The 24685-nt window shown below is 71.1% G+C and carries 24 protein-coding genes; 12 read left to right on the forward strand and 12 right to left on the reverse strand.

The genetic code is table 11. The features are described 5' to 3' along the window. Positions 1-74 precede the first annotated feature (74 nt). The gene (locus JYK18_RS27520) at positions 75-578 is read left to right on the forward strand and encodes a SigE family RNA polymerase sigma factor (protein WP_206806366.1); all 504 of its coding nucleotides are present in this window, start codon (positions 75-77) and stop codon (positions 576-578) included. Beyond that, positions 575-1534, forward strand: a complete 960-nt coding sequence (locus tag JYK18_RS27525) for an LCP family protein (protein ID WP_206806367.1) — start codon at positions 575-577, stop codon at positions 1532-1534. Before JYK18_RS27520 ends, JYK18_RS27525 begins: the two co-directional genes overlap by 4 nt. On the opposite strand, the gene JYK18_RS27530 is transcribed toward JYK18_RS27525, so the two are convergent. Then, complete coding sequence (locus tag JYK18_RS27530; protein ID WP_206806368.1) at positions 1535-2893, reverse strand: serine hydrolase; 1359 nt, start codon at positions 2891-2893, stop codon at positions 1535-1537. 96 nt (positions 2894-2989) lie between these two features. On the opposite strand from JYK18_RS27530, the gene JYK18_RS27535 reads away from it, so the two are divergent. After that, a complete protein-coding gene (locus tag JYK18_RS27535; protein WP_206806369.1) occupies positions 2990-3712 on the forward strand; it encodes a TetR/AcrR family transcriptional regulator in 723 nt (240 codons plus the stop codon). Between the two features lie 74 nt (positions 3713-3786). On the opposite strand, the gene JYK18_RS27540 is transcribed toward JYK18_RS27535, so the two are convergent. From JYK18_RS27540 to JYK18_RS27575, 8 genes are all read right to left on the reverse strand, one after another. Next, the gene (locus JYK18_RS27540; protein WP_206806370.1) at positions 3787-5181 is read right to left on the reverse strand and encodes a beta-N-acetylhexosaminidase; all 1395 of its coding nucleotides are present in this window, start codon (positions 5179-5181) and stop codon (positions 3787-3789) included. Beyond that, entirely contained in the window at positions 5178-6086 is a 909-nt protein-coding gene (locus tag JYK18_RS27545) for a carbohydrate ABC transporter permease (protein ID WP_206806371.1), read from the reverse strand. The genes JYK18_RS27540 and JYK18_RS27545 overlap by 4 nt, the downstream gene beginning before the upstream one ends. Continuing rightward, on the reverse strand, positions 6083-6952 hold the full coding sequence (locus JYK18_RS27550) for a carbohydrate ABC transporter permease (RefSeq protein ID WP_206808156.1): 870 nt from the start codon (positions 6950-6952) through the stop codon (positions 6083-6085). Before JYK18_RS27550 ends, JYK18_RS27545 begins: the two co-directional genes overlap by 4 nt. Positions 6953-7002: 50 nt before the next feature. After that, a complete protein-coding gene (locus tag JYK18_RS27555; RefSeq protein ID WP_206806372.1) occupies positions 7003-8298 on the reverse strand; it encodes an extracellular solute-binding protein in 1296 nt (431 codons plus the stop codon). A 160-nt stretch (positions 8299-8458) separates the two neighbouring features. Beyond that, a complete protein-coding gene (locus JYK18_RS27560; RefSeq protein WP_206806373.1) occupies positions 8459-9586 on the reverse strand; it encodes a lactonase family protein in 1128 nt (375 codons plus the stop codon). A 52-nt stretch (positions 9587-9638) separates the two neighbouring features. Beyond that, positions 9639-11036, reverse strand: coding sequence for a GntP family permease (locus JYK18_RS27565; protein ID WP_206806374.1), 1398 nt, complete (start codon positions 11034-11036; stop codon positions 9639-9641). Further along, complete coding sequence (locus tag JYK18_RS27570; protein WP_206806375.1) at positions 11033-12631, reverse strand: amidohydrolase family protein; 1599 nt, start codon at positions 12629-12631, stop codon at positions 11033-11035. The genes JYK18_RS27565 and JYK18_RS27570 overlap by 4 nt, the downstream gene beginning before the upstream one ends. A 10-nt stretch (positions 12632-12641) precedes the next feature. Continuing rightward, positions 12642-13940: an amino acid deaminase gene (locus JYK18_RS27575; RefSeq protein WP_374195068.1), complete on the reverse strand. Its 1299-nt coding sequence runs from the start codon at positions 13938-13940 to the stop codon at positions 12642-12644. Between the two features lie 153 nt (positions 13941-14093). Between JYK18_RS27575 and JYK18_RS27580 the strand changes: the two genes are divergently transcribed. The 3 genes from JYK18_RS27580 to JYK18_RS27590 are packed head-to-tail and all read left to right on the forward strand — an operon-like array spanning position 14094 to position 16188. Further along, entirely contained in the window at positions 14094-15038 is a 945-nt protein-coding gene (locus tag JYK18_RS27580) for a sugar kinase (RefSeq protein ID WP_242582936.1), read from the forward strand. Then, on the forward strand, positions 15035-15796 hold the full coding sequence (locus tag JYK18_RS27585; RefSeq protein WP_206806376.1) for an IclR family transcriptional regulator: 762 nt from the start codon (positions 15035-15037) through the stop codon (positions 15794-15796). Before JYK18_RS27580 ends, JYK18_RS27585 begins: the two co-directional genes overlap by 4 nt. A 5-nt stretch (positions 15797-15801) precedes the next feature. Continuing rightward, on the forward strand, positions 15802-16188 hold the full coding sequence (locus tag JYK18_RS27590) for a RidA family protein (protein WP_206806377.1): 387 nt from the start codon (positions 15802-15804) through the stop codon (positions 16186-16188). An 82-nt stretch (positions 16189-16270) separates the two neighbouring features. Here the strand turns inward: JYK18_RS27590 and JYK18_RS27595 are convergent, their stop codons facing one another. The 3 genes from JYK18_RS27595 to JYK18_RS27605 are packed head-to-tail and all read right to left on the reverse strand — an operon-like array spanning position 16271 to position 18351. Further along, positions 16271-17269 carry a 1-aminocyclopropane-1-carboxylate deaminase gene (locus tag JYK18_RS27595; RefSeq protein WP_206806378.1) on the reverse strand — a complete coding sequence of 333 codons (999 nt, stop codon included), beginning with the start codon at positions 17267-17269 and terminating at the stop codon, positions 16271-16273. Further along, positions 17269-17919: a GntR family transcriptional regulator gene (locus JYK18_RS27600; RefSeq protein ID WP_374195069.1), complete on the reverse strand. Its 651-nt coding sequence runs from the start codon at positions 17917-17919 to the stop codon at positions 17269-17271. Before JYK18_RS27600 ends, JYK18_RS27595 begins: the two co-directional genes overlap by 1 nt. Positions 17920-17976: 57 nt before the next feature. Beyond that, entirely contained in the window at positions 17977-18351 is a 375-nt protein-coding gene (locus JYK18_RS27605; protein WP_153033748.1) for a DUF1844 domain-containing protein, read from the reverse strand. 223 nt (positions 18352-18574) lie between these two features. Between JYK18_RS27605 and infC the strand changes: the two genes are divergently transcribed. From infC to pheT, 6 genes are all read left to right on the forward strand, one after another. After that, complete coding sequence (gene infC, locus JYK18_RS27610; protein WP_206806380.1) at positions 18575-19204, forward strand: translation initiation factor IF-3; 630 nt, start codon at positions 18575-18577, stop codon at positions 19202-19204. Positions 19205-19277: 73 nt separating this feature from the next. Continuing rightward, on the forward strand, positions 19278-19472 hold the full coding sequence (gene rpmI, locus JYK18_RS27615) for a 50S ribosomal protein L35 (RefSeq protein ID WP_113692815.1): 195 nt from the start codon (positions 19278-19280) through the stop codon (positions 19470-19472). A gap of 63 nt (positions 19473-19535) precedes the next feature. Beyond that, positions 19536-19916: a 50S ribosomal protein L20 gene (gene rplT / locus JYK18_RS27620; protein ID WP_153033747.1), complete on the forward strand. Its 381-nt coding sequence runs from the start codon at positions 19536-19538 to the stop codon at positions 19914-19916. An 11-nt stretch (positions 19917-19927) separates the two neighbouring features. Continuing rightward, positions 19928-20746 carry an RNA methyltransferase gene (locus JYK18_RS27625; RefSeq protein WP_307796088.1) on the forward strand — a complete coding sequence of 273 codons (819 nt, stop codon included), beginning with the start codon at positions 19928-19930 and terminating at the stop codon, positions 20744-20746. Between the two features lie 138 nt (positions 20747-20884). Continuing rightward, positions 20885-21952 carry a phenylalanine--tRNA ligase subunit alpha gene (gene pheS, locus JYK18_RS27630; protein WP_206806381.1) on the forward strand — a complete coding sequence of 356 codons (1068 nt, stop codon included), beginning with the start codon at positions 20885-20887 and terminating at the stop codon, positions 21950-21952. Further along, on the forward strand, positions 21952-24480 hold the full coding sequence (gene pheT / locus JYK18_RS27635) for a phenylalanine--tRNA ligase subunit beta (protein ID WP_206806382.1): 2529 nt from the start codon (positions 21952-21954) through the stop codon (positions 24478-24480). Before pheS ends, pheT begins: the two co-directional genes overlap by 1 nt. Positions 24481-24685: the final 205 nt, after the last annotated feature.

The following is a 24685-nucleotide window of genomic DNA, read 5'->3' on the forward strand; positions in this document are numbered from 1 at the left end:
CACATCGTTCAACAACCGCGGTGCCCGGCGGGGTTTCCCGTGCGCCCAGTTCAACCAGGCAGAAGGGAGCTGTGGTGCCGGACGGGTTCGACCAGTTCGCCGCCGATCGGCTCGATCGGCTGCTGCGGTACGCCACCGCGGTGACCTGTGACCGCCACCTCGCCCAGGACATCGTGCAGGACGTGCTGCTGCGCGCCCAGCGCCGCTGGTCCCGGATCGAGCAGATGGACGCGCCGTACCTCTACGTCAAGCGCATGGTCACCAACGAGTACCTGTCGTGGCGGCACCGCCGCGCGGCCAGGGACATCGCTTCGTCGCAGCGCACGCTCGACGCGCTGACCCCGCCGGTCGGCGACCCGGCGGTCCAGCACGCCGAACGCGACGCGATGCGCGCGCGGATCGCCGTGCTGCCGCGCCGCCAGCGCGCGGCGCTCGTGCTGCGGTTCTACGAGGACTGCACCGACCAGGAGATCGCCCAGGTGCTCGGCTGCACGGAAAGCACCGTGCGCAGCCACATTTCCCGCGCGCTCGGCACCTTGCGCGCGGACAGCCGGATTCCCGCGGAGGTGACGCGATGAACGAGGAACAGCTGATCCGCCAGGCGATCGCCGACGAGGCGGCGCGGGCGGTGCCCGCCGAGGAGGTGCTGGCCGGGATGCGCTCCCGGCGCGAGCGCCGCCCTCGCCGGCCGGTGCTGCCGGTGGTGGTGGCCGGCCTGGCGGCCGCCGCGGCGGTGGTGGTCACCGTGGTGGTGGTCCAGCCGTCCGCCGATCCGGTGGCGCCGGTGGCCGCGGCCCCCACCGGGACCGACGTCCTGCTGGTCGGCACGGACGAAAACGGGCACGCCGACGCGATCGTGCTGTCCAGGCTCGATGCGGACGGCGTGGTGCGCGGGGTGTCGCTGCCGCGCGACACCTGGACCGGCCAGTCGAAGCTGAACGCGACCTACGCCGAGCGCGGCATCGAGGGCCTCACCGCGGCGGTGGAGGCGCTGACCGGGGTGAAGCCCGCGCACCACGCCGTCGTCGACATGGCGGGCTTCGCCCGGCTGAGCGAAGCGGTCGGCGGGGTCGAGGTCTGCCTGCGGAACGCGACGAGCGATCCGCGCACCGGCGCGTCGTTCCCCGCCGGTGCGCAAACGCTTTCGGGCGAGCGCGCACTGAACTTCCTGCGCCAGCGGGTGGGCCTGCCGAACGGCGACCTCGATCGCACCACCCGGCAGCGCGCCTTCCTCGGCAGCCTGGTCGGCAAGCTGTCCGGCGCTCCCGCGGACGTCGCGAAACTGGTGCAGGGCAACGTGCGCACCGACCCGGCGTGGGACGTGGGGGAGTTCGCCTCGCGGGTCCGGGGCGCCGGTGACCTGGCCGTCATGCCCACGCTCGGCGAGCGGCAGGTCAACGGGATGTCCGTGCTGGAGGCCGATCCGGCCGCCGTGAAGTCCTTTGTGGACAACCTGTTCCGCGGGGTGCAGGGTGGCGGGCCGGAGAGCGGCCCGGGGACCGGGCCGGGTGGCGCCGCGCCCTGCGTGAACTGATCAGGCCCGGGGCGCGGCGCGCATGCCGGAGTACAGGCAGAGCGTGCCGTCGGGCAGGGTGGCGAACACGATCGGCATCCAGTCCCCGGCGAACGCGCCGAGCCCCGGGGCGGCGAACACGGTCTCCGAGACCGGCACCAGGTCCAGTTCCATCGGCGGCGCGAAGTGCGCCATGCCGCCGACGAAGGCGTACCGCAGGTGCGGCTTTCCGTCCACAGAGGACACGGTGAGCTCCACGCCTTCGCGGCGGTAGATCCCGTGGTACTGGGCGAAATCCACGGCAGGCGGCTGCTCGGCGGGCGCGAACGAGGCGGGCATCCGCGCGCCGGCCAGTTCGCCGAGCAGCTCACCGAGCAGGTCCGCGTACAGGTGCCGGGAGTGGCCGCCGTTGGCCAGCAGCACGGCGGCCACCCCGGCGTGCGGGAACACCCGCAGGTAGGAGTACTGGCCGGTGGCCGCGCCGTCGTGGCCGTAGCCGGTGACGCCGTCCCAGTCGTAGAGCGTCCAGCCCAGGCCCCAGCCGTCGGAGCTGACCGTCCACCGGTCCGGCACGTCGACCGCGTGCCGCTGCATCTGGGCCACGCTCGCGGCGCCGAGCACGCGGGTGCCGTCCGGTGCGGTGCCACCGTCGAGGTGCAGCTTCGCCAGCCGGACCACGTCGGCGGCGGTCGAGCACAGCGTGCCGCCGTACGGGCCGCCGGAGCGCGGGATCAGCGTCCACGCGGGCATGGGTTCCTCACCCTCGTGGCCCATTGCGGCGCGGAAGCACAGCACGTCCTCGGGCAGGGTCACCGAACTGGTCATGCCGAGCGGGGTGAGCAGGCGGTCGCGCAGCGCGTCGTCCCAGCTCTGGCCGGTGAGCACTTCGATGATGCGGCCGAGGATGTTGTACCCGGTGCTGCTGTAGGAGATCGCGACGCCGGGCGCGACGTCCTGGCCGACCTCGCCGCAGGCGTCGACGTAGCGTTCGAGGCAGTCGTCGTTTCTGCCGGTGTCCAGGGTGAAATCGCCGCTGATGCCGCTGGTGTGGGTCAGCAACTGGCGCGCGGTCACGGTTTTGGTCGCCTCGGCGTCGGCCACCGCGAACTCCGGCAGTACGTCGCGGACCGGGGCGTCGAGGTCCAGCTTCCCGGCTTCGGCCAGCTGCAGCACCAGCGTCGCAGTGTGCACTTTGGACACCGAGCCGAGCTGGAACACCGAATCGGTGGTCGCCTCGACGCCAGTGCCGTTGTGCAGCACACCGCTGGCCAGTTCGTGGATCTCGCCGTCGACGAGCACGGCGAGCGTGGCGCCGGGTACCTGGTGCGCCGCGCGCAGCTCGTCGAACCGGGTCTGCCAGCGGGTGAGGTCGAAGGTCATCGCATGCTCCTGCGTACGTTGTTCCGGTAATGCGAACACTGTACGCATCGAGTTCGCCGTACGTCAATGCGCACACCGTGCGCTACAGTGCGGGCCATGACGGGTGACGAAGTGGTGGCCTCGGTGTGGACGCGGCCCCGGCGCGGGCGCGAGCAACCGGCGCTGAGCCGGGAGCAGATCGTGGCCGAGGCGGTGCGGTTGCTCGACGCCGACGGGCTGGAGGCGCTGAGCATGCGCACGCTCGGCAAGGCGCTGAACGCCGGGGCGACCTCGCTCTACCGGCACGTGGCGAACAAGGACGAGCTGATCGAGCTGGTCGTGGACGAGGTCTACGGCGAGATCGAGGTGCCCGAGATCGGCGCGGGCGGGTGGCGCGAAGCGGCCGTGGGCTGCGCGCGGAGCGTGCGCGCGATGATCGTGCGGCACCCGTGGATCGCTTCGGCGCTGGGCAACGTCGGGCTCTCGCACCTCGGCCCGAACGTGATGTCGTTGAACGACGGCATGATCGGCCTGTTCGAGGACGCCGGGTTCTCGTTGCCGGAGGCGGATCGCGCGCTGGGCGCGATGTTCTCGTTCGTGATCGGCATGGGCATCACCGAGGCGGCGTGGCTGAGCATGCTCGCGCGCAGCGGGAAGACCGAGCGGGAGTGGGGCGACATCCTCCGGCCGACGGTGGAAGCCGCGACCGCGCCCTACCCCCGCCTGCACCGGCTGTTCGTCGAATCCACCGCGGACGCCGACCTGACCGAAGAACGCGAGGACAGCTTCGACTACGGCCTTTCCCGCGTACTCGACGGCATCGAAGCCCGCCTGAGTTAACCGAAGCTGATGTCACGAAGGTGGCTTTCGAGACGCGCGACGTCTCGAAAGCCACCTTCGTGACATGGGCTCGCTCAGCGCGGGCGGCCGGGAACCCCGGGCCGGGTCTGCCACGGGTGCGGCCCGTCCAGTGGGCGGTATTCGACGCCCAATGCGTCCAGCCGGGGCAGGTGGGCCTCGGTGAGCCGGGCCGAGAACTCGTCGAAGTCACGCGGGCCGCTGGACCACACGACCTCGGCGAAAGCGCACAGCCGCGGGAAAACCGCGTAGTCGACCCGCCGCGCGGTGTCCAGGTGCTCGCTCCACACCTGCGCCTGCGCCCCCAGCACCCGGGGCCGCGCCTCCTCCGGCATCTCCGCCGGATACGGCTCGTAGGCGTAGAAATCCGCCAGCGTGCGCAGGAAACCGACCGGGATCGGCTCGTCCGGGTGGTCGGCCTGCCGGTGGTCCAGGTACACGTGCTGCTCCGGGCACATCACCACGTCGTGCCCGGCCGAGGCGGCGACCACCCCGGCCTCCTCACCCCGCCACGAGCCGATGATCGCCGAGGTGGCCGGCTTGCCGTCGAGGATCTCGTCCCAGCCCAGCGCCCGCCGCCCCCGGCTTTCCAGGTGCTCGATCATCCGGTCGACGAACCACGCGTGGCGCTCGGTCACCCCCGGCACCTCGTCACCGCCGATGGCGATCACCTCGCTGGGGAAGATCTCCAGCACCGCGTCCAGCACCTCGCGGTAGAAGTCCACTGTGGACTCCGTGGGGTCGAGCAGGCGCGGGTTGATCCCCCACGAGGTCCACACCTCGACCGGCTCGCCGCCACCCAGTTCCGGGTAGGCCGCGATGGCCGCCTGCGAATGCCCCGGCACGTCGATCTCCGGCACCACGGTGATCTGCCGCTCGGCCGCGTAGGCGACGATCTCCCGCAGGTCGTCGGCGGTGTAGAAACCGCCGTGCGGCCGCCCGTCCCGCTCCGGCCCGTCGTGCCTGCCGACCATCGACCCGTGCCGCCAGCCACCGACCGAGGTCAGCTTCGGGAACCGCGGGATCTCCAGCCGCCAGCCCTGGTCGTCGGTCAGGTGGAAGTGGAGCACGTTCAGCTTGTGCGCGGCGAGCAGGTCGAGGAACCGCAGCACCTCGGCCTTGGTGCGGAAGTTGCGCGCCACGTCGAGCAGGCAGCCGCGCCAGGCGAACCGCGGGTGGTCGACGACCACGCCGCAGGGCACCGGGTCCGGGGTGAACCCGGCGGCGCGGAACGCGGACGGACCGCGCAACTGCTTGAGCGTCTGCATCCCGTAGAACCGCCCGGCCGCGTCGGACGCGCTCAGCGTGATCGCGTCCGTGGTGATCTCCAGCCGGTAGCCCTCGGCCGGGATGCCCGCGTCCTCGCGGTGCGTCACGGTATCCACAGTGGACACGCCGGTGCCGGGGGAGACCGAGACCGGCCGGGGGAGCAACCCGTCGAAGCCGGTCACCCCTTCACCGCCCCCGCCATGCCCGAGACCAGTTTCCGTTGCACCAGCAGGAAGAACACCAGCACCGGAATGGTCATCAGCGTCGAACCGGCCATGATCGCGCCCCAATCGTTCTCCTCGGGTTTGAAGAACACCAGGATCCCCAGCGGCAGCGTCTGGTTGCTGGTGTCGGAGATGATGAACGTCTTGGCGAACAGGAAGTCGTTCCAGGCGTGGATGAACGAGAGCACGCTGGTCGCCACCAGCCCGGGCGCCACCAGCGGGAACAGGATCTGCCAGGTGAACCGGAACCGGCTGGCACCGTCCACGGTGGCCGCCTCCTCCAGTTCGGCGGGCACCGCGGCGACGAAGCCCCGCAGCATCCAGATCGCGAACGGCAGGGTGAAGGCCAGGTGCACCAGCACCAGCGAGCCCAGTTCGTTCAGCCCGAACGCGGGCGCCACGTCCCCGACCGAGCGCATCAGGAAGAACAGCGGGATGGTCAGCGCCTCGATCGGCACCATCTGCGCCACCAGCAACATCACCAGCAGCACCGTGCGGCCCTTGAAGCGGAACCGGGTCAGCGCCACCGCGGCCAGGAACGACAGCAGCATCGACAGCGCGACCACCACCACCGCGACGATCACGCTGTTCACGAAGTACCGGCCGAGCCCGGCCGACCCCAGCACCCGCTCGAAGCTGTCGAAGCTGGGGGAGAAGGTCCACGGGCGCGGGTTCGCCGACTGGATCTCCCCGGCCGGTTTGAGCGCCGAGAGCACCATCCAGTACAGCGGGAAGGCCACGATCCCGGCCACCACCACGGTGATGATCTCGGCGATCAGCCTGCCCGGCCGCCGCGGCCGCCGCTTCCGCGGTGCCCGCGCCGGGGTCCGCACCACCGGCGGCGCGGTCGCCGTCGCCGTCATAACAGCCCCGCTTCCCGTTTCTGCGACCGGACGTAGAGCGTGGTGATCGACAGCAGCAGCAAGGTCATCACCACCCCGATCGCGGCGCCGAGGCCGTAGTCGGCCCCGGCGAAGGCTTCCTGGTAGGCGTAGACGTTGAGCACCAGGTTCCGCCCGGCCAGCCCGCCCCCGTTGGTCATCACGTAGATCTGGGTGAACACCTTGAAGTCCCAGATGATCGACTGGATGGTGGCGATCATCAGCACCGGCCGCAGGATCGGCAGCATCACCGAGGTGGCGATCCGCGTCCACGACGCACCGTCCAAAGTGGCCGCTTCGAGCACCTCCTCCGGGATCGCCTTGATCCCGGCGTACATGGTGATCAGCACGAACGGGAAGGAGCACCAGATCACCTCGGCGGCGACCAGCCCGAACGCGCTGTAGGTGTCGAAGGTCCACGAGTGCTTCGCCATCGACTCGAAGCCCAGCCCGGACAGCACCTCGTTGACCAGGCCGAAGTCGGTGTCGAAGAGGAACAGCCAGATGTAGGACCCGGCCAGCGCCGGCGTCGCCCAGGCGCCGAGCGCGGCGATGAACAACAGCATGCGCGGCAGCGCGCGCACCCGGCTGGCCAGCACCGCGAGCGTGGTGCCGACCAGCAGGCTGCCGATCACGCACACCCCGGCGAAGCCGATCGTCTTGACCAGCACGGTCCAGAACTGCGCCTCGCCGAGCAGCTTGGTGTAGTTGCCGAAGCCGATGAACTCCAGCGGTGCCCGCCCGGCCGCCTGCGCCTGGCCGTAGTCGTAGAACGAGATCAGCACCAGCTGGTAGATCGGGTACGCCAGCACCGCGAGCAGCAGGATCGCCGCGGGCAGCAGGTAGATCGCCGCCGCGCGGGGCCGGGACCGGGAGGATCTGCGTCGCCATCGGGCCCCTACGAACCGAACGCGTTGTTCATGCGCTCGCTCGCCCCGGCCAGCGCGCCGTCGATGTTCTGCTCCCCGGTGACGATCTGCTGCACCGCGGTGGGCAGGATCTTCTGGGCGTCGATCTTGGACCAGGCCGGGGTGGCCGGCACGAACTTGGTGCCCGCGGTCAGCGTGTCCGCGAACGGCTTGAGGAACGGGTCCGTGGTGGCCAGCTGCTGCTGCACGCTGCCGAGCGTGGGCAGGTTCCCCATCGCGGTGTACATCTTGGCCTGGTACTTGGCGTTGCCCAGGAGCTGGGTGAACTGCACGGCCAGCGTCTTGCGCTTGGTCGCGCCGAACACGCCGAGCAGGTTGCCGCCGGCGAAGGCGGGCGCGATCGAGCCCGGGTCCTTGCCCGGCAGCGGCACCACCGCGTACTTGTCCTTCATGCCCTCTTCGACGGCCTTGCGGTTGAAGTCACCGCCGACGGTCATGCCCGCCTTGCCCCCGGAGAAGGCCTGCACGCTCTGCGTCCCGGTGAGGTTGGCGCACTGTTCCGGCGGGCAGATGTCCGGCTTGATCAGGTCCGCGTAGGCCTGCACGCCCGCCTTGGCCTCACCCGAGGTGAGCGAGGCGGACCAGCGCTCGCCGTCCTGGCGGGCGATCTCGCCGCCGTTGGCCCACAGGAACGGCAGCATCGCGTAGGTGTACTGGCCGCCGACCGAGATGCCGTAGAGGTCCGGCTTGGCCTGGCGGATCTTGCGCGCGGTCTCGGTCAGCTCGGCGATCGACTTCGGCGGCTGCAGGCCGAGTTCGGTGAACACGTCGGTCCGGTAGTACAGCGCGCGGATGCCGGTGAACCACGGCAGGCCGTAGACCTTGCCGTCCACCTTCGCCGTGTCGAGCACGGTCGGCAGCAGGTCGGCGCCCTCGGCCCAGCCCTGGATGTCCGCGGTGAGGTCGGCGAAGGCGCCGGTCTCGGCGTAGCTGGCGGCGTCGGTGTTGCCGAACTCGGCCACGTCCGGCGCGTTGTTCGGGTCGTTAAAGGCGCCGGAGAACTTGTCCGCCCGGCCTTCCACGGCGACCCACTGCACCTCGACCTTGACGCCGGGGTGGGCGGCCTCGAACTCGGCGATCGCCTCGTTCACCACGGCTTCCTTGGGCTGGCGCTTGGCTTCGTCGAACAACCACACGCGCAGGGGGCCGGTCTGCTCGTCGCCGCCTTCGGCCGGACCGCTGGACTGGGTGGGCGCGCACGCGGAGGCGGTGAGCCCCGCGGCCAGCGCCACCGCCGCGACCACGCGGCTGAGTCTTCTGTTCATCAAGCACTCCGTTGCACTATTCGCAATGGGCGTTTCGCTATTAGCAACGAATCGTAGAACTGTGCCCCCGCCCACACAAGGGTCTAGACCACCCGGGGATTGCTATGAGTGGGGCATTACTAGCGTTCAATGCAAGTAATGCCCCACTCATAGCGTTCAGTTACCGGAAGAGCACGAAGGCGATGTGGTTGACCGCGAGCGAGCCCGCCGGTTTACCGAGCAGGCCGGTCGCCGGGTCGCGCGGCAGCCAGGTCACCGTGTTCGAGCGCTGGTTCGCCACGTAGACCCACCGCTCCGACGGGTCGAGGGTGAAGTGCCGCGGCCAGGCACCACCGGTGGTGGCGTTCTCGCCGAGCCGCTTGATCTCCGCGCCACCCGCGCCGACGCCGAAGGTGGCGATGGTGTCCTCACCGCGGTTCGAGGCGTAGACGAACCGGCCGTCCCGCGAGATGGCGATCTCCGCCGGGTACTGGGGGACCGGCGCGGTCGAGGGCACCGTCGGCACCACGGCCCCGGCGGTGAGCTTGCCCGCGTTCGCGTCCCACGCGGCGACGGTGATCTCCGCGCGCAGTTCACCGAGCACGTAGGCGTACTTGCCGTTGGGGTGGAACACCAGGTGCCGCGGCCCGGCCCCGGACGGCAGCTTGAGCTGCTGGTTCAGCTTGAGCTTGCCGGTGCCGAGGTCCAGTTTGTACACGTAGACCGAGTCGGTGCCCAGGTCGACCGCGACCACCCACTTGCCGCTGGGATCGGTCACCACCTGGTGCGCGTGTGCTTCGCGTTCCCCGCCGCTGTGCTTGACCACGTCGGTCGGCGGACCCGCCTTGCCACCGCTCTGGATGGGCAGCACGGACACCGTGCCGTCGGTGTAGTTGGCGGTCAGCACGAACTTCCCGCTGGGATGCACCGACAGGTGCGTGGTGCCCGCGCCGCCGACCGACTGGCTGCCCAGCACCTTCGGCGGGTTCGCCGCGCTCAGCGTGGTCACCTGCCCGTCCGGCACCAGCTCGTTGGTCGAGTACAGCTTGTCCTTCGACACCGCCAGCCACGAGGCGTCGGGCACCCCGGGCACGGTCGCGCCCAGCTTCAGCGCGGGACCGCTGCCCCGCGTGGCCACCTGCAGGCCGACGCCCGGCGGCTGGCCCCAGGTGGTGTAACTGCCGAGGTAGACCACGCACCCCGCCCTTTCCGTGCTCGCGGCCGCGCGGCCGGTGAGCATGCCGGTCACGCCGACGGCGCCTGCCGCGCCGACGGCCCCCAGGAACTTCCGGCGATCGAACCCCACCATCCATCCACTCCTTTTGTTGTGTGAATCGTTGTGGCGGCTTTTGGGTACTGCGTCAGACGAACGCCATGATCAGTGCGGCAACGGCGAAACCGGCGACCGAGAGCACGGTTTCCAGCACTGTCCACGTTTTCAGGGTGTCGGCCACCGAGATGCCGAAGTAGCGCGAGACGATCCAGAACCCGCCGTCGTTGACGTGCGAGGCGATGATCGAACCGGCCGCGATGGCCACCACCAGCAGGGCCAGCTGCACCTGCGAGTAACCGAGTTCGGTGACCGTCGGCGCGATGATGCCGCTGGTGGTCACGATCGCCACGGTGGCCGAGCCCTGGGCGATCCGCATCCCGCAGCTGATCACGTACGCGGCCAGGATCACCGGCAGCCCGGCGCTGTCCAGCGAACCGGCGACGGCCTTGCCGATGCCGGTGGCCGAGAGCACCGCGCCGAAGAACGCACCGGCGCCGACCACCAGCAGGATCATCGCCACCGGCCGCAGCGCGGTGGCCGAGAGCTCGCTCAGCTGCTTGCCGGTCATCCCGCGCCGGGTGCCGAGCAGCCAGGAGGCCAGCAGCACCGCGATGGTCAGCGCCACCGCGGGTGTGCCGATGAACGCGGCGATGCCGGACAGCGTGGTCGAGTCCTTGGGCAGCCAGATGCTGCCGAACGTGCCGACCAGGATCAGCACCAGCGGGACCGCGATGATGAACGCGACCAGGCCGAGCGACGGCGGGTTCTCGTGCTCGTCGTCGCCGTTCTCCACCAGCATTTCCTCGGGTACCGGCAGCACGATCTTCTTGCCGATCCACGAGGAGTACAGGACACCGCCGATGAACCAGGCGGGCAGCCCGCAGATCGCGCCCATCAGGATGACCCAGCCGAGGTCCACGCCGAGCAGCCCGGCCGCGGCCACCGGACCGGGGTGCGGCGGCAGGAAGGCGTGCGTCACCGAGAGCCCGGCGAGCAGCGGCATGCAGTACAGGATGATCGACTTGCCGCCCTGCTTGGCGGCCACGTAGACCAGCGGCGCCAGCACGAAGATGCCGATGTCGAAGAACACCGGGATGCCGAAGATCAGCCCGGCCACGCCCATCGCCAGCGGGGCGCGCTTCTCGCCGAAGGCCCGCAGCAGGGTCGCGGTCAGCACCCGCGCGCCACCGGACTTCTCCAGGATGGCGCCGAGCAGCGTGCCCAGCCCGATGATCGCCGCGATGTGCCCGAGGATGCCGCCGAAACCCTTTTCCAGCAGCGAATCCGAGGCCTTCTGCGCGGACCCGACCAGGGTGCCCACCGGCACGCCCGCGGCCAGCGCGGTGAGCAGGCCCACCACGATCAACGCGATGAACGGCTCGAGCTTGAGCTTGATGATCGACAGCAGCAGTACCGCGATGGAGAGCGCGGCGAGGGTGAGCAGGCCGGCCGTGGAGTGCTGCAGCCAGTCGATGAATCCGGTCATGTGGTCGTGCTTTCTCGCTTGCGGAGTGAATGCCCGGCGAGCGCGCCGGTGGCGCGGCCGTCGTCGATGGCGGCGACCCCGTTGACGAAGACGTACGGGATGCCGTCCGCCCGCTGCCGGGGTTCGTCGAAGGTGGCGGTGTCGGCGACCGCGTCGGGGTCGAACAGCACCAGGTCCGCCGCGTGCCCTTCGCGCACCAGACCGCGATCGGCCAGGCGCAGGCGCTTCGCCGCGCGCCCGGTGAGGTGCGCGACGCAGTCGGCGAGGTCCAGCACGCCCAGTTCGCGGACGTACCTGGCGAGGTAGCGGGGGAAGGTCCCCCAGGCCCGCGGGTGCGGGCGCGCGCCGACGAGCAGCCCGTCGCTGCCGCCGGTGTGCGTGACGTGCCGCATGATCGCCTGCACGTTCTCCTCGTGCCCGACGTGCATCAGGCAGGAGGTGCCGAGGCGTTCGGAGATCAGCACGTCGAAGTACAGCTCGGCGGTCGGGCGCCCGGCGCGGCGCGCGGACTCGGCCACGCTGTGCCCGACCAGGTGCGCGTTGTCGGGGTTGCGCACGCCGTTGATCTCGATGGCCTCCCAGTCGATCGGCACGCCGTGGGCGCCGTCCGAACCGGTCTCCTCGATCTCGACGCGGATCCGCTCGCGGGTGCCCGGGTCGGCCAGCCGGTTCAGCGTCGCCTCCAGGCCGCCTTCGGCCGACCAGCTCGGCAGCAGCGCGGACAGGTAGGTGGCGCCCGGCAGGTAGGGGTAGGTGTCGAGCGAGATGTCGCAGCCGTCGGCGAGCGCGTCGTCCAGCAGCGCCAGCAACTCCGGCGCGCGGCCCTTGTTCACCGAGAAGTTCATCGTGGCGTGCGCGAGGTGCAGCGGGCAGCCCGAGCGCCGCGACACGTCGACCATCTCGGCGAACGCCTCCAGCGCACCGGCGCCGTAGCTGCGGTGGTGCGGGCTGTAGTACCCGCCGTGCCGCCCGACCACGGCGCACAGGTCCACCAGTTCCTCGGTGCTCGCGTACATGCCCGGGGTGTAGGTCAGCCCCGAGGACATGCCGACCGCGCCCTCGTCCAGCCCGGTGACCAGCAGTTCGCGCATCCGGTTCAGCTCGTCCTCGGTGGCCGGGCGGTCGTCGAAGCCGACCGCCAGCATGCGCACCGAGCCCTGCGGGATCAGGTACGCCGCGTTCACCGCGATGCCCCGGTCCAGCCGGTCGAGGTACTCGCCGACCGAGCGCCAGTTCCAGTCGAAGCCGGGCGGGTCGTCGTTCCACCCGGCGAGCTGGGCGCGCAGGGCGGCCAGCGTCGCGTCGTCGACCGGGGCGTAGGACAGCCCGTCCTGCCCGAGCACCTCGGTGGTCACGCCCTGGGACACCTTGGCGAGGTGGTCCGGTTCGGCCAGCACCTGGATGTCGGAATGGGAGTGCATGTCGATGAACCCTGGCGAGAGCACCAGTCCGGTGGCGTCGATCCTCCGGCCGCCGCTGAGCGAACCGGGCGCGCCGATCGCCGCGACGCGGCCGCCGTCGATCCCCACGTCACCGGTTTCGAGTGGTGCGCCGGTGCCGTCGGCGATCCGCGCGCCGCTGATCACGAGGTCCATGTGCGGCCCCTTAGAAGTAGGTGCGGACGAAGTCGACGACCGTGCGGCCGTCGGCGTCCACGACGGGGAGGAGCGGCCATTTGTCGAACACCGTGCACGGGTGCGAGAGCCCGAACCCGATCCAGTCGCCGACCGCGACCGGGGAACCGGGCGGCAGCGCGAGAAAGGTGTGCTGGTCGTTCATCGCGGTGACGGTGTGCCCGGTCAGCGCGTCCACCCGGTCGTCGGGGCCGCGGCGGAGCTGGGGCTCGGGCAGTCCTTCGTCGAAGGAGGCGTCGCGCTTGCCCATGGTGAGCAGCGCCAGTTCGCTCGACGGCTTCGAGGTCACCTGGGCCCAGGCGCGCAACGCGGACCGGAACGGCTCGGCGCCGGTGGTGCGCGGGTGCTCGCCCAGCGGGGAGATGCCGCGGTAGAAGCCGTCGTCGTGGGTCAGGTAGGCGCCGCTGCGCAACACCGGGCGAACCTTGATCCCGGCCGGCCAGCCGGTGGTGATGCCCTCGGCGACCTGGTCGAAGTAGGCGCTGCCGCCCGCGGTCACGATGATCTCGTCGACGTCGGCGAACAGCCCGCGTCCGTGCAGGTCCACCGCCAGCTCGCGCAGGTCGTCCACATAGGACTTCACCCGGGCCTGGCTGGCTTCGCTGGCGTCGTGCGCCAGCGCGCCCTCGTACCCGGCGACCCCGGCCAGGCGCAGCGCCGGGCTGGCGTGCACGGCCTCGGCCACGGCGATCGCGGTGGCGCGGTCGCGCGCGCCGGTGCGGCCGCCGTCGGCGCCCAGCTCCACCAGCACGTCCACCGGCCGCGTCCCGTTGAGTGCGGCGCTCATCTGCGCCACCCCGGCGGTCGAATCGGCCCAGCAGGTGAACTCGAACGCCGGGTCGGCGTCCAGTTCGGCGGCCAGCCAGGCCAGCGCGGCCGGGTCCACCAGCTGGTTGGCCAGCAGCACCCGCGAGACGCCGAACGCGCGGTAGACCCGCAGCTGGCCGGCGTTCGCCGCGGTGATGCCCCACGCGCCGTGCTCGATCTGGCGGGCGAACAACGCGGGTGCCATCGTGGTTTTCCCGTGCGGTGCCAGTTCCACGCCGTGCCCGGCGCACCAGGTGGCCATCTCGCGCAGGTTGTGCGCGAGCGCGTCCTCCGCCAGCACCACGACCGGGCCGAGGAAGCCGTCGGTGAACAGGTCCGGTTTGGCCGCCGCGGCGTCACCGATCCGGCGGCCGGACAACGCGGCCGGGATCGACTTGAATCGCCAGTCGACGGTCTCGTTCCGGGCGCTCCCGAGTGCGGCCTCGTTGATCTCGCAGCTCACCAGTCAGCCTCCAAGCGTTGCATATGTTGCAACGGGCGTTGCGCATATTGCGTGGCATAGGTGTAGCATCCGGGTCGCCACTGGTCAACGGCGAGAAAACGCGGGGAGTCGGGTTTGTCCAACCTGCCGGAAGTGCTCTGCATCGGCGAGTCGATGGCGCTTTTTGTCCCTGGTGAAGCCGGGCCACCGCACCACGTGCGGACCTGGCAGCGCACGATCGGCGGCGCGGAGTCCAATGTGGCCTGCCACCTCGCCGCACTCGGCCTGCGCAGCCGCTGGGCCAGCGCGGTCGGCGACGACCCGTTCGGGCGCGCGCTGCTGGAGGAGATCGCGGCCGCGGGCGTGGACGTCGGTGGCGCGGTCGTCGACCCGGCGCGGCCGACCGGGCTGTACGTCAAGGAGAGCAGTTCCGGCGGCAGCCCGGTGCGCTACTACCGGACCGGTTCGGCGGCCTCGGCGATGGGCCCGGACCTGCTGGCGGGCCTCGACCTCGGCGCGGTCGGGGTGATCCACCTGAGCGGGATCACCCCGGCGCTGTCGGCCACCTGCGCCGCGCTCGTGCGCGAGGTGCTGGCCCTGCCGCGGGCGGGCACGCGCGTCTCGTTCGACCTGAACTACCGCCCGAAGCTCTGGTCCGGCCGCGACCCCGGCGCCGAACTGGCCGCGCTCGCGCGCCAGGCCGACATCGTGCTCGCGGGCGACGACGAGGCCGAAATCGTCTGGGGGAGCGGGGATCCCGGGGTGCTGCGCAAGCGCCTGCCGGAACCGGAGACCCTGGTGATCAAGCACGGCGCGCGTGGCGCCACCCTGCTCGAAGGCGATCGCGAACCGGTGTTCGCGCCCGCGCTGGCGGTGGACGTGGTCGAGCCGGTCGGCGCCGGTGACGCCTTCGCCGCCGGGTTCCTCGCCGCCACCCTGCGCGGGGAGGACCCGCTGACCCGGCTGCGCTCCGGCCACCTCCAGGCGGCCTCTACGCTGCGCACGCACGACGACGTGGGGCCGCCGCTGCCCCGCGACGTGGTCGCCGGCCTGCTCACCGCCGACGAGCGGACCTGGGCGGCGACCCGGCTGACCGACGAGGGAGTGGTGCGCGCATGAGCCAGAGCCTGGACCGGGCGCTCACCCTGCTGGCCGGGATGGCCAAGGAGCACAAGACCCTCGACCAGCTCGCCGAGGAGGTCGGCGTGCACAAGTCGACCGTGCTGCGGTTGCTGCGCACGCTGGAGCAGCACCACTTCGTCCGCCGCGACGGCACGCGGTACTACCGGCTCGGCACCGCGTTGTTCGACCTGGCCAACCAGGCGCTGGAGGGCTACGACGTCCGCCGCGCCGCGCAGCCCGCGCTGTCCGCGCTCAACGCGCGCACCGGGCACACCGTGCACCTGGCCAGCTACGACGACGGCGAGGTGGTCTACATCGACAAGTACGAGGGCCGTCATTCGGTGCGGATGTACTCGCGCGTGGGCAAACGCGCGCCGCTGCACTGCACCGCGGTGGGCAAGGTGCTGGTCGCCTCGTTCCCCAGGGACCGGCGGCATGAGGTGGCTCACCGCATCGACTACGTGCGGATGACCGCGAATACGATTTCCTCGGCGGCCGGTTACCTGGCCGAACTGGAGCAGGTCGAACGCCGCGGGTACGCGGTCGACAACGCCGAGCACGAGGACTTCATCCACTGCATCGCCGCGCCGGTGCGCGGTGCGGGCGGCGAGGTGCTGGCCGCGGCCAGCCTGTCGGTGCCCAAGGTGCTGCTGGACTACGAAGGACTGCTCGCGCTGGTACCGGACCTGGTCTCGGCCGCCGAGGATGCGTCCATCCACAGTGGATGGACGGGAGCGAGGAACACGGAAGGATGAGGCACATGGGCAAGGTCGCGATCAGCACGGAGAACGCCCCCACGCCGGTGGCGAACTTCGCGCAGGCCGTTCGGAAGGGGAACATCCTGCAGCTGGCCGGCCAGGTCGCCTTCGAACCCGGGACGAACAAGATCGTCGGGGATTCGGTCGGCGAGCAGACCCGGCAGACGTTCAAGAACCTCACCGCCGTGCTGGAGGCGGCCGGGGCGAGCTGGGACGACGTGGTGATGACGCGGGCGTACCTGACCGACACCGCGCACTTCGCGGAGTTCAACGAGACCTACAACGAACTCATCGGCGAACCCGCCTTCCCGGCCCGCACCACGGTCTACGTGGGCCTGCCGGCCGGCCTGCTGGTCGAAATCGACCTGCTCGCCGTCATCGGCGACTGAGCCAACGTTGTGAATGTGGCTTTCACTGCACGTCCCGCAGTGAAAGCCACATTCACTGCATGTCACGCTGTGAAGGCCACATTCACGGCAGTTCGCTGTACGCGCTCAAAGCGGGCTGCCCGCCCAGGTGCGCGTACAGCACCTTCGAGTCCTTGGGGATTTCGCCGCGGGCGACCAGATCGATCAGGCCCGCCATCGACTTGCCCTCGTACACCGGGTCGGTGATCATCCCCTCCAGCCGCCCCGCCGTGCGCATGGCGTCCACAGTGGACTCGTCCGGCACGCCGTAGATCCCGGCGTGGTACCGCTCGTCGAGGATCACCTCGGCCGGTTCGCGCGGGGTGCCGATCAGCGAGGCGGTCGCCTTCGCGATCCGGTCCACCTGCGCCCGGGTTTCGGCGGGCTTCGCCGAAGCGTCGATGCCGATGATCCGGCGCGGCCGCTCGCCCAGCGCGGCGCCGGCGATCATGCCCGCCTGCGTGCTGCCGGTCACCGAGCAGACCACGATCGTGTCGAAGTGCACGCCCAGTTCCCGTTCCTGCGCCTCGACTTCGACCATCCAGTTCGCGAACCCGAGCCCGCCGAGCCGGTGGTCCGACGCCCCGGCCGGGATGGCGTACGGCTTGCCGCCGCCCGCCTCGATCTCGGCGATCGCCCGTTCCCAGCTCTCCTTGAACCCGATGCCGAACCCGGCGTCGACCAGCCGGACGTCCGCGCCCATCAGCCGCGAGAGCTGGATGTTGCCCACCCGGTCGTACCCCGGGTCCTTCCAGTCGACCCAGCTTTCCTGCACCAGCACGGCTTTCAGCCCGGTGCGCGCGGCGGCCGCGGCCACCTGCCTGGTGTGGTTGGACTGCACCCCGCCGATCGAGAGCAGCGTGTCGGCCCCCGTCGCGAGCGCGTCGGCGACCAGGTACTCCAGCTTGCGCGTCTTGTTGCCGCCGTAGGCGAGGCCGGAGTTGACGTCCTCGCGCTTGGCCCAGATCTCGGCGCCGCCGAGGTGCGCGGTGAGCCGGTCGAGCCGGTGCACCGGCGACGGGCCGAACAGCAGCGGGTGGCGGGGGAACGAGTCGAGGGACATCAGCTTTCCTCTCCGGCGGCCATCAGGTCGCCGAGTTCGGCCCAGATGCGGCCGGTGATCCGGGTGGCTTCGGCGGTGTCACCGGCCGCGCAGGCTTCGATGAGCTGTTCGTGCCGCCGGACCGACCGGTGCGCGGGCAGGCTCGCGAACCGCGCGCGTTCGAGGCGGCGCAGCAGGGGGGTGTAGCGGTCGAGCGTCTCGGCCACCGCGCGGTTCCCGCAGGCTTCGACCGGGACCTCGTGGAACTCGTCGTCCGCCTCGATCGCCGCGTCGACCTCACGGGCTTCGATGGCGGCGGCGAACTTCGCGTTGGCCGCGCGCATCCGGTCCAGGTGCGCGGGGCCGAGCCGGGCGGTCCGCACGGCGAACTCGTGCAGCGCCCTGGTGAGTTCGAGCGCGTCGCGCACGTCGTCGCTTTCCAGCGGCGCGACCCTGGTGAAGCTCTGCGGCTTCGACTCGACGAGCCCTTCGGCGGTCAGCCTGGTCAGCGCCTGCCGCACCGGTGCGCGGGAGAGACCCAGCTCGGCGGCCAGGTCGTGCTCGCGCAACTGCTGCCCGGGCGCCAGCTCCCCGACGATGATCGCGCGCCGCAGGAGCTCATACGCCTCATCGCGCAGCAATACCCGGCGAACCGGCTTCAGGTTGCTCACATCTAACATGTTAGCTGCCGCGAACAGGGACCACCAGGGTCCCTCGAGGGCTGTGACTCAGTGCACGGGGCCGGTGTACTTCTCGCCGGGGCCCTGACCGGGCGCGTCCGGCACGGCCGAGGACTCGCGGAAGGCCTTCTGCAGTGACTGCAGCCCGTCGCGCAGCGGGCCTGCGTGCGCGCCGAGGTACTCCGCCGACGACGTGACCAGCCCGGCCAGCGCGGTGATCAGCCGCCGCGCCTCGTCGAGGTCGCGGCGCGGGCTGGTGTCCGGGTCCTCGTCGGCGAGGCCGAGGCGTTCGGCGCCGGCCGACATCAGCATCACCGCGGCCCGGCTGATCACCTCTACACTGGGGATGGTCTCGAGCTCGCGGATGCCGTCGGCGTCCGTTCCGGGGGAATTCTGAGGCTGGTGTCCAGCGTTGTCCGACACGTCTGGTACCCTTCCACGAGCGACCAGCCCCTGAGTGATCGGGGGCGGCAAGTGGAGCCCCGCTCCCACCCGCGTCGCCGCTCGAGGCGGCCGGGTCCGGTCTCGCGAAACGGTGTGACCCTGTTCGGTCATAGCCGTCGCGAAGGCAGCCGACCACGTGTCGGCGGCCGATCGGACGAGGGCCCCGCGGCCGCATGCAGATGCGGAAGCCGGGGCCTTTGGTATGTGGGCACCAGGTCGAACGAGCAGAGCAGAACATTACTCGGACCAAGGAGGCCCCATCAGCTCCGAGACGCGCATCAACGAGCGCATCCGCGTTCCCGAGGTCCGGCTGGTCGGACCCAACGGGGAGCAGGTCGGCATCGTCCGCATAGAGGACGCACTCCGGCTCGCCCAGGAAGCGGACCTGGACCTCGTCGAGGTCGCCCCGCAGGCACGACCGCCGGTCGCCAAGCTCATGGACTTCGGCAAGTTCAAGTACGAGAGCGCCCAGAAGGCCCGCGAGTCGCGCCGCAACCAGCAGCTGACCGTCATCAAAGAGCAGAAGCTGCGCCCGAAGATCGACCAGCACGACTACGAGACGAAGAAGGGCCACGTGTCCCGCTTCCTCGCGGCTGGTAACAAGGTCAAGGTCACGATCATGTTCCGTGGCCGGGAGCAGTCCAGGCCGGAGCTCGGCTTCCGCCTGCTGCAGAAGCTGGCCGACGACGTCCAGGAGCTCGGCTTCGTGGAGTCCTCGCCCAAGCAGGACGGCCGCAACATGATCATGGTGCTGGCGCCGCACAAGAACGTGAAGCCGCAGAAGGCGCAGGCGAAGGCCAAGGAAGCCGAAGCCGAAGCCGCGGATTCCTGACCTCGCCCCCAGGGCCGGCACAGTCAGCAGCACACCGTGAATTCGGTGTGCTGCCGCACGAAAGAGGATGAATATGCCCAAGAACAAGACGCACAGCGGGACGTCCAAGCGAGTCCGCGTCACCGGCACCGGCAAGATCCGCCGTCAGAAGGCCGGCCGCCGTCACCTGATGGAGAAGAAGGCCAGCAAGGTGACCCGCCGCCTCGAAGGCACCACCGAGCTGGCCAAGGCCGACGTCAGCCGCGTCAAGCGCCTCCTCGGCCGCTGACCGCACTTGCTCTGAACACCCCGGGGCGCTCCGAGCGCCCCCCGAGATCGACAGGATGGACCCGTGGCACGCGTCAAGCGGGCGGTGAACGCCAAGAAGAAGCGTCGCACAACTCTCGAACTGGCCAGCGGTTACCGGGGTCAGCGCTCCCGGCTCTACCGCAAGGCCAAGGAGCAGACGCTTCACTCCCTGAACTACGCCTACCGGGACCGCCGTGCCCGCAAGGGTGACTTCCGCCAGCTGTGGATCACCCGCATCAACGCGGCCGCCCGGGCGAACGGTGTGACCTACAACCGGTTCATCCAGGGCCTCAAGGCCGCCGGTGTCGAGGTCGACCGCAAGATCCTCGCGGACCTCGCGGTCAACGACGCCGCCGCCTTCACCGCGCTGGCCGAGCTGGCCAAGCAGAACGTGACGACCGGCGAAGAGAAGAAGTCGGCCTGAGCACCACCGGCGTGAACCAGCGACCCGGGGACGGTCCGCCCGCACTGTCGGGCCACAGGACCCCCCGGGTCGTTGCTGCGCGCAGGCTCACTTCCCGCGCCGGCCGCACCGAGGCGGGCCGGTTCCTCGCCGAGGGCGCCCAGGCGGTGCGCGAGGCGCTCGCGCACGGGACCGTGCACGAGTTGTTCGTCACCGAAGCCGCCGGGGACAAGCACCCCGAACTGGTCGCTTCGGCGGCGGACGCGGGTGCGCGGATCTCGCCGATCACCCAGCGCGCGGCCGAGATGCTCTCGGAAACCGTGTCGCCGCAGGGGCTCGTCGCGGTCTGCGAACTGGTCGACGTGCCGCTCGCCGAGGCGTTGTCGGGCGCGCCACGCCTGGTCGCGGTGCTCGCGGGCATCGCCGACCCCGGCAACGCGGGCACCGTGCTGCGGGTGGCCGACGCCGCCGGTGCGGACGCGGTGGTCTTCGCCGGGGACACGGTCGACCCGCACAACGGCAAGTGCGTGCGTGCCTCCACCGGCAGCCTGTTCCACCTCCCGGTGTCGCGTGAGCGGGACGTCGCCACCGCGATCGAGGCCTGCCGGGCGGCCGGGCTCCGGGTGTTCGCCGCCGACGGGTACGCCGAGGCAGGCCTGGAGTCCGCCGACGACCTCGCCGAACCGTCGGCGTGGGTGCTCGGCAACGAGGCGCACGGGCTGTCCGCCGAGGTGCTCGCGCTCGCCGACCGGGGCATCCGGGTGCCGATCTACGGCAAGGCCGAGAGCCTCAATCTGGCCACCGCGGCGAGCTTGTGCCTCTACGCCAGCGCGATGGCGGCACACCGTTAGACTGGGCTGCTGTTGATCTTTCAAGAAATCCGCTTCGAGCAGGGGTTCACCGGCGGAGTGATTCGCCGGTCACCTAGACTCTGCGGCTGAACGCGCACGTGCGCCCGCGAACCCGTCCCGAGTGGACGCCGAGGAGCTATGTCCGAAGCCAACGACAGCCAGGAGCCGGCCACCGCCGGCGCGCTGGCCCCGGAAACCCTGCAGGCCGCCGTCAAGTCCGCGGACACGGACTTCGCCGCGGCGGCGGACCTCGACGCCCTCGCCGCGAGCAAGCCGGCGCACCTGGGTGATAACTCCCCGCTGATGCTGGCCCGCCGCGAGATCGGCGGCCTGCCCAAGCAGGAGAAGGCCGAGGCGGGCAAGCGGGTCAACGAGGCCAGGCAGGCCATCCAGGGCGCCTTCGACGCGCGCCGCGCCACGCTGCAGGTCGAGCGGGACGAGCGCGTGCTGCGCGAAGAGGCCGTCGACGTGACGCTGCCGTGGGAGAAGGTGCAGGCGGGCGCCCGGCACCCGATGACCACGCTCGCCGAGCGGGTCGCCGACGTTTTCGTCGGCATGGGCTACGAGGTCGCCGAAGGCCCCGAGCTGGAAGCCGAGTGGTTCAACTTCGACGCGCTGAACTTCGGCAAGGACCACCCCGCGCGGCAGATGCAGGACACGTTCTACGTCGGCCAGGAGGACTCCGGCCTGGTGCTGCGGACGCACACCTCGCCGGTGCAGGCCAGGACGCTGCTGCACCGCGACCTGCCGGTGTACGTGGTCTGCCCGGGCCGCACCTACCGCACCGACGAACTGGACTCCACCCACACCCCGGTGTTCCACCAGGTCGAGGGCCTCGCGGTGGACAAGGGCATCACCATGGCCCACCTCAAGGGCACGCTGGACGCCTTCGCGCGCGCCATGTTCGGCGAGCGCTCGAAGACCAGGCTGCGCCCGCACTTCTTCCCGTTCACCGAGCCCTCGGCCGAGGTGGACGTGTGGTTCGAGGAGAAGAAGGGCGGCCCCGGCTGGGTCGAGTGGGGCGGCTGCGGCATGGTCAACCCCAACGTGCTGCGGGCCTGCGGGGTGGACCCCGAGGTCTACTCCGGCTTCGCCTTCGGCATGGGCCTGGAGCGCACCCTGCAGTTCCGCAACGGCATCCCGGACATGCGCGACATGGTCGAGGGCGACGTCCGGTTCACCCTTCCCTTCGGAACGGAGGCGTAGTGCGAGTTCCAGTCAGCTGGCTGACCGAGCACGTCGAACTCGGCGAGGCCGTCGGGCCGCAGGAGCTGGTCGACGCCTTCGTCCGGATCGGCATCGAGGTCGACGGCGTGCACTCGCTCGACGCGGTCACCGGTCCGCTGGTGATCGGCCGCGTGGTCGAGATCGAAGAGCTCACCGAGTTCAAGAAGCCGATCCGGTTCTGCCGGGTCGAGGTGGGCGAGGAGCACGCGCCCGAGGAGGAGGACGGGGCCGCCGAGCCGGACCCGACCGCGATCAAGACCCGCGGCATCATCTGCGGTGCCACGAACTTCGCCGAGGGCGACCTCGTCGTGGTGGCGCTGCCGGGCGCGGTGCTGCCCGGCGGCTTCGCCATCGGCTCGCGCAAGACTTACGGCCGGATCAGCGACGGCATGATCTGCTCGGCCCGTGAACTGGGCCTCGGCGACGACCACTCCGGCATCCTGGTGCTGCCGCCGGGTACCGCCGGTCCCGGTGACGACGCCGCCGAGGTGATCGGCCTCGCCGACACCGTGCTGGAGTTGGCGCCGACCCCGGACCGCGGCTACGCGCTGTCGATCCGCGGCCTGGCCCGCGAGCTGTCGAACGCGTTCGACGCGCCGTTCGGCGACCCCGGCCTCAGCGAGGTCCCGGTGGCCGAGGGCGAGGCCTGGCCGGTCCGCATCGAGGACCCGGAGGGCTGCCCGCGCTTCGTGCTGCGCCGCGTCACCGGCTTGGACGCCTCCGCGCCGACGCCGTGGTGGATGCGGCGGCGGCTGATGCTGGCCGGGATGCGGTCGATCTCGCTGGCCGTGGACGTGACGAACTACGTCATGCTGGAGCTGGGGCACCCGCTGCACGCCTTCGACACCACCGCGATCCAGGGTGAGCTGGTGATCCGCCGGGCGAAGCCGGGGGAGAAGCTGACCACGCTGGACGACGCCGAGCGCGAGCTCGACGGCGACGACATCGTCATCGCCGACGACTCCGGCGTGATCTCGCTGGCGGGCACCATGGGTGGCGCGAGCACGGAGATCACCCCCGAGAGCACCGACGTGCTGCTCGAAGCCGCGCACTGGGACCCGCCGTCGATCAGCCGGACCGCCCGCAGGCACAAGCTGTTCTCCGAGGCGGCCAAGCGGTTCGAGCGGTTCACCGATCCGCTGCTGCCGCCGGTGGCGGTGGAGCTGGCCGCGCGGCTGCTGCGCCAGTACGGCGACGGCCGCATCCAGCCGGGCCGCACCGACGCCGGTCAGGTGCACCCGAACGCCGAGATCACCATGCCGATCAACCTGCCGGACCGGGTGGCCGGGGTGCGCTACGACCGCGGGGTCACCGCGCGCAGGCTCGCCCAGATCGGCTGCAAGGTCGGCATCGCCACCTCCGACGACGGGGCCGCGCTGGTCACCGCCGTGCCGCCGAGCTGGCGGGGCGACCTGGTGCAGCCCGCCGACCTGGTCGAGGAGGTGCTCCGGCTCGAGGGGTACGACAGCATCCCGTCGGAGCTGCCGACCGCGCCCGCCGGGGCCGGGCTGACCGAGGCCCAGCGCCGTCGTCGCACGGTTTCGCGTTCGCTCGCCGCGGCGGGGTACGTCGAGGTGCTGCCCTTCCCGTTCGTGGCGAAGTCGGTCTGGGACGCCTTCGGGCTGCCCGAGGACGACGTGCGCCGCCGCGCGGTGAAGGTGCTCAACCCGCTGGAGTCCGAAAAGGACGAACTGGCCACCTCGCTGCTGCCCGGTCTGCTGGAAACCTTGCAGCGCAACGTTTCCCGCGGGTTCCGCGACGTCGGCCTCTTCCAGATCAGCCAGGTCGTGCTGCCGCCGGAGCGGCCGGTCGCGATGCCCGAGCTGGGCGTCTGGGAGCGCCCGTCCGACGAGGAGCTGGCCGCGCTGGAGGCCGCCGTGCCCGCGCAGCCGGTGCACGTCGCCGTGGTGCTGACCGGGCACCGCGAACGCCCGGGCTGGTGGGGCAAAGGCCAGGAGGCCTCGTGGGCGGACGCCGTGCAGGCGGCCCGCACCGTCGCCGCCGCGGCCGGCGTGGAACTGGAGCCGCGGGCGGCGGACCTGCTGCCCTGGCACCCCGGCCGCTGCGCCCGGCTGTTCGTCGGCGACTGGCCCGTCGGGCACGCCGGTGAGCTGCACCCGAAGGTGATCGAAGCGCTCGGCCTGCCCAAGCGGACCGTGGCGATGGAGCTGGACCTCGACGCGATCCCGCTGCACGAGCGCCGCCCGGCGCCCGCGGTGTCGCCGTACCCTCCGGTGCTGCTGGACGTGGCGCTGGTCGCGGACAGCTCGGTGCCCTCGGCCGAGCTGGCCGACATCCTGCGCGCTGGCGGCGGCGAACTGCTCGAGGACGTCGCGCTGTTCGACGTCTACACCGGAGAGCAGGTCGGCGAGGGCAAGCGGTCGCTCGCCTACAAGCTGCGGTTCCGGGCGCCGGACCGCACGCTCAAGGCCGAGGAGGCCACCGCCGCCCGCGATGCCGCAGTCGCAGCAGCCGCCGACCGCTTCGGGGTCACCCTGCGCGCCTGACCATTCAGCTTCCCCGCGCACTCCGCGGGAGGCAGGGCCCAGCGCTCGCTCAGCTTCCCGCAACCCCGCGGGGAGCCGGGCCCAGCGGTCGTTTGGCTTCCTGCCCATCAGCGGGAAGCAGGGCCCAGCGGTCGCTTTCCGCGCACACGCGGGGAGCCGGGGCCAGCGATCGCTCAGCTTCCAGCTCCCCCGCGGGAAGCCAGGG

Source organism: Amycolatopsis sp. 195334CR (assembly GCF_017309385.1).
Lineage (GTDB): Bacteria > Actinomycetota > Actinomycetes > Mycobacteriales > Pseudonocardiaceae > Amycolatopsis.

Coding starts and splice junctions, on each gene's coding strand:
- JYK18_RS27525 (WP_206806367.1), top strand. CDS start 575: ATGAACGAGGAACAGCTGATCCGCCAGGCGATCGCCGACGAGGCGGCG.
- JYK18_RS27530 (WP_206806368.1), bottom strand. CDS start 2,893: ATGACCTTCGACCTCACCCGCTGGCAGACCCGGTTCGACGAGCTGCGC.
- JYK18_RS27535 (WP_206806369.1), top strand. CDS start 2,990: ATGACGGGTGACGAAGTGGTGGCCTCGGTGTGGACGCGGCCCCGGCGC.
- JYK18_RS27545 (WP_206806371.1), bottom strand. CDS start 6,086: ATGACGGCGACGGCGACCGCGCCGCCGGTGGTGCGGACCCCGGCGCGG.
- JYK18_RS27555 (WP_206806372.1), bottom strand. CDS start 8,298: ATGAACAGAAGACTCAGCCGCGTGGTCGCGGCGGTGGCGCTGGCCGCG.
- JYK18_RS27560 (WP_206806373.1), bottom strand. CDS start 9,586: ATGGTGGGGTTCGATCGCCGGAAGTTCCTGGGGGCCGTCGGCGCGGCA.
- JYK18_RS27565 (WP_206806374.1), bottom strand. CDS start 11,036: ATGACCGGATTCATCGACTGGCTGCAGCACTCCACGGCCGGCCTGCTC.
- JYK18_RS27570 (WP_206806375.1), bottom strand. CDS start 12,631: ATGGACCTCGTGATCAGCGGCGCGCGGATCGCCGACGGCACCGGCGCA.
- JYK18_RS27580 (WP_242582936.1), top strand. CDS start 14,094: ATGGCGCTTTTTGTCCCTGGTGAAGCCGGGCCACCGCACCACGTGCGG.
- JYK18_RS27585 (WP_206806376.1), top strand. CDS start 15,035: ATGAGCCAGAGCCTGGACCGGGCGCTCACCCTGCTGGCCGGGATGGCC.
- JYK18_RS27590 (WP_206806377.1), top strand. CDS start 15,802: ATGGGCAAGGTCGCGATCAGCACGGAGAACGCCCCCACGCCGGTGGCG.
- JYK18_RS27595 (WP_206806378.1), bottom strand. CDS start 17,269: ATGTCCCTCGACTCGTTCCCCCGCCACCCGCTGCTGTTCGGCCCGTCG.
- infC (WP_206806380.1), top strand. CDS start 18,575: ATGTGGGCACCAGGTCGAACGAGCAGAGCAGAACATTACTCGGACCAA.
- rpmI (WP_113692815.1), top strand. CDS start 19,278: ATGCCCAAGAACAAGACGCACAGCGGGACGTCCAAGCGAGTCCGCGTC.
- pheS (WP_206806381.1), top strand. CDS start 20,885: ATGTCCGAAGCCAACGACAGCCAGGAGCCGGCCACCGCCGGCGCGCTG.